This window comes from uncultured Campylobacter sp. (assembly GCF_938045225.1).
Classification (GTDB): domain Bacteria; phylum Campylobacterota; class Campylobacteria; order Campylobacterales; family Campylobacteraceae; genus Campylobacter_A.
On the sequence record NZ_CALINL010000280.1, the window covers coordinates 1 to 4,053 of the forward strand.

Below are 4,053 nucleotides of genomic sequence, written 5' to 3' on the forward strand. Positions count from 1 at the left end.
CTCCTAAGGAATTATTTTCTGGTAAAACGGCATTTGACATATTAGAATTGCCCAGTGATTTGATAGATAATCTTGCTAGTAATTTACAAAAAGATAAATTTACAAAATTTACTATTCCCCGAGCGCGAAAACGACGAAGAGCAAATTTTAACCGAGACCCAAAGCGATAACGGCGAAAACAGCGAGCTAAACGCGATGGTAAAAGACGTAATCTCAAACGCCAAAGCGCAAACTAGAAATTTCCAAGCCGTGCGCGAGACGCTTGATAACTTTAGCTCAAATTTAAAAGAGCAGGTCGCGGCATACAAATCGCCGTTTATGCGCTTTAACATCACGCTAAATCCGCTAAATTTGGGCGAAGTCGAGATCACGATGGTAAATCGCGGCAACAATCTGCATATAAATTTCAACTCAAATACGCAGACGATGAACCTCTTTTTACAAAATCAGGCCGAGTTTAAAAACAGCCTCGTAAATATGGGCTTTACCGAGCTTGAGATGAACTTTAGCGATCAAAATCAGCCTAAAAAAGAGCAAGGGCAAAAGAGCTACAAAGGCTCCAAATTTAGCTCCGACGACGCCGAGCAAGGCGAACCTGCAACGCCTCGTTTAGAGCTCATCGTTCCACGATACGTGTAAATTTGGAATCAAATTTGCTTGAGATATAAAAATTTAAAGGATAAAAGATGTCAAACGGACTAGAAACCAATAACTTTACGGTAAACAACCAAGCCGCTAAAAAATCGGCGGACGCCCTACAAAAAGCCGCAGGCACCAATCCAAACGCCCAGCTAGACAAGGACGCTTTTATGAAACTTCTTTTGACCGAGCTTCAGTATCAAGACCCGACAAGCCCGATGGATACGGAAAAAATGCTAACCCAAACTAGCCAGCTAGCCTCGCTTGAAATGCAAGAAAACACGAACAAAATGATGCAAAAGCTAGCCGACCAGCTAAAAAATAGCACAAATATGTACGCCGTCGGAGTGCTCGGCAAGATGGCTAAAATCGGCGATAGCGGCATCGTAAAAGAAGAAGGCTCAGGCGTCAAATTTGCGGGATTTTTAGAAAGCGCGGCAAAAGGCGGCACGATAAATATCAAAGACGGCACCGGTAAACTCGTAAGAAAGCTAGAATTCGGCCAAGCTAGCGCCGGAGCCAATACCTTCGAGTGGGACGGCAAGGATAGTGCAGGCAACGACGCAAAAGCAGGCACCTACTCGGTAGAGATAAACTACGTCGATCACGCTGGCGGCGCCAGAACCGGCGGCGTAGGCAACTATCTCGTAGAAGGGGTTAAATTTATCGACGGCGTCGCACAGGTAAAGGTCGGCGGACAATACGTCAGCATCGACAAAGTCAAAGAATTTACCGAGCCGTCAAAAGGATAAATCCATGGTAAGAAGCCTATATAACGGCGTTAGCGGAGTCAGAACGCAGGGATTTAGCATGGACGTGTGGGCGAACAACATCGCCAACATAAACAACGTCGGCTTTACCGCTTCGATACCGGAATTTAAAAGTATTTTTTATCAGACATCCTTTGCCGCGGGCAATAACCCGACGCAGGACCAAGTCGGTCTGGGCGCTACGGGCATGACGACGGCGCTTAGCTTTTACAAGCAAGGCCCGTTTATGAAAACCGATAACGTCCTGGATATGGCGATCGGCGGCAAGGGATTCTTCGGCGTGACAAACGGCTCGGGCACCTACTACACGCGCGCCGGTAGCTTTGGCGTAGACAAAGAAAGATATCTCGTAACAAATCAAGGCAACTACGTACTAGGAACGCAAAATACGCTAACGCAAGTCGCTCCAAGCCAGGGCGCGATAGAGGCTTTCGGTAGAGTAAACAGCACGGCTGCAGTCACGCAGGCATACACTTTAGGATCAGACACCACAGACCTTGACGTCGGCGACATCGGCTCCCAGGGCAAAATTCGCTTGCCTGAGTTTTTGTATCTACCGACCAAACCGACTTCAAAGGTAACCTTTAAAGGAAATCTCGACTCGTCTTTCAAAACCGAGCCGGTTACTTTGCCAGTCGATAACGCTACATATAATAGCAGCATAGATAACCCCTCTAGAACTATAAATTTACGCGGGCGAGTCACGGCTGACGATACGATAACCTGCCCTAGAAAAGGCGATATGGTTACCGTAACGGCAACCGACGCGAACGGTAAAACGGCTGAATTTAGCGCTCCAATCGACGAAAACGGCAACTGGAGCATCAGTCAAAAATTTGAAAGAGATTTTGATCTAACGACCGCTCCAAATTTGACTGCAAAAATAAACACGACTAAAGAAGCGGCAAATCAAGAAAAATTCGTAACCGAGCTTTTAAATACGGACGGCACGAAAAATAAACTTGAGCTAACGCTAACAAAACGCGTACCTCAGGGCGCTAACGGCACGGTTTGGGATGCGGCGGCGACCGTAAAAGACGCAAGCGGCGCAGTGGTCTCAAATACTAACGGCGAGCTAAATTTCGATCACGAAGGTAGACTTGTTAGCTCTACTTTAAGCGCTCTAGATAATAACGGCTCGCAAATCGAGCTAGACTTCGGCACTCCCGTGCCTGCGGGTCAAATTTACTCAGGCGTCACTAGCACGTCTCAAGCCAAAAGTATCTCGATCGCTCAAGACGGCGTACGCGAGGGTATTTTAAAGGATTATTACACCAACGATTCTGGAAATATCTTGGCGCAGTTTACAAACGGCCAAGTCCGCTCCGTCGGCAAAGTCGCTCTCTATCACTTCCAAAACGAGCAAGGCCTTGCAAAAATGGGCGATAATATCTATTCGCAAAGCGCGAATTCCGGCGCGGCATTTTTCTATAAAGACGCAGGCGGCAAAAGCATCTACGGCGCCAAACTAGCTAGCAGCACGCTAGAGCAGTCAAATGTCGATCTAGCCCAGGCTCTAACCGAAGTCATCGTCACGCAAAAGGCCTACGACGCTAACGCAAAAAGCATAACCACTAGCAACGAGATGCTCCAGCGCGCAATCGAGCTAAAACGCTAAATTTAACCCGCGAATTTGACGCGGGTTTTTTAATTTTAGCTGCAACCCTAAAGCCAAATTTAACGCGATGAAATAGTCTACTTCAAGATATCTAAATAATTTTTTAGCTAAAATCAGCCCCGAAAATTTACAGAATAAAGAAAAAAGTTATGAACCGAAAAAGAATCTACAACCCAAGCTCAAACGAAAATTTGACAGATCGCCGCGTATTTAACGGCAATCCGCACGGCATTTTAAATTTTACCAAGGCAAAATACCAATGGGCGCTAAAGCTCTGGGACCTGATGGAAGCTAATACCTGGTTTCCAAAAGAGGTCGACACCACGGACGACGTACGCGACTATGCCTACAACCTCACAGAGGCTGAAAAACGCATGTACGACCTAGTCTGGAGCCAGCTCATCTCGATGGATAGCTTTCAGACAAACAACCTAGCTGACAACATCAACCCTTACATCACCGCACCAGAGATCAACGCCGTGCTAAGCCGCCAAGCCTACGAAGAGGCAAACCACAGCAAGTCTTACGCTGTCATGGTCGAGGCGATCTGTGACAACACCGACCTCATCTACGAGATGGAGAAGCACGACGATGTATTGCGCGAGAAAAACGACTACATCTCAAGCGTTTATGAGGAGCTTGCAGGCGAAGTGACTGACGAGAAGCTACTTCTTGCGATGGTTGCAAACCAAATTTTAGAGGGCATCTACTTTTACAGCGGCTTTACAGCGATCTACGCTCTAGCTCGCGCTGGCAAGATGCTAGGCTCAGCGCAGATGATACGCTTCATCCAACGCGACGAGATCACGCACCTGCTTTTGTTTCAAAACATGATAAATTCAGTCCGCAAAGAGAGGCCTGATCTTTTCACACCTGAGACTGAGGCAAAAATTTATGATATGTTTGAAAAAGCTGGAAATTTAGAGATCAAATGGGGCAAATACATCACTCAGAACCAAGTAATGGGCTTTACCGACGACATCATCGAGCAGTATATCCACTATCTCATTGATCAACGTCTAGTTG

Annotated in this window: 3 protein-coding genes and 1 pseudogene; all 4 read left to right on the forward strand. The window is 46.7% G+C overall.

Translation table 11 applies throughout. The features are described 5' to 3' along the window. Window positions 1-150: 150 nt before the first annotated feature. Window positions 151-639 (forward strand): annotated as a pseudogene (locus Q0200_RS10040) (flagellar hook-length control protein FliK); the annotation flags it as partial. A gap of 47 nt (window positions 640-686) precedes the next feature. Further along, a complete protein-coding gene (locus tag Q0200_RS10045) occupies window positions 687-1,391 on the forward strand; it encodes a flagellar basal body rod modification protein (protein ID WP_297940845.1) in 705 nt (234 codons plus the stop codon). A gap of 4 nt (window positions 1,392-1,395) precedes the next feature. Next, the gene (locus Q0200_RS10050; RefSeq protein ID WP_297940846.1) at window positions 1,396-3,027 is read left to right on the forward strand and encodes a flagellar hook-basal body complex protein; all 1,632 of its coding nucleotides are present in this window, start codon (window positions 1,396-1,398) and stop codon (window positions 3,025-3,027) included. Window positions 3,028-3,176: 149 nt separating this feature from the next. After that, a partial coding sequence (locus tag Q0200_RS10055; protein WP_297940847.1) for a ribonucleotide-diphosphate reductase subunit beta occupies window positions 3,177-4,053 on the forward strand: 877 nt, incomplete at its 3' end.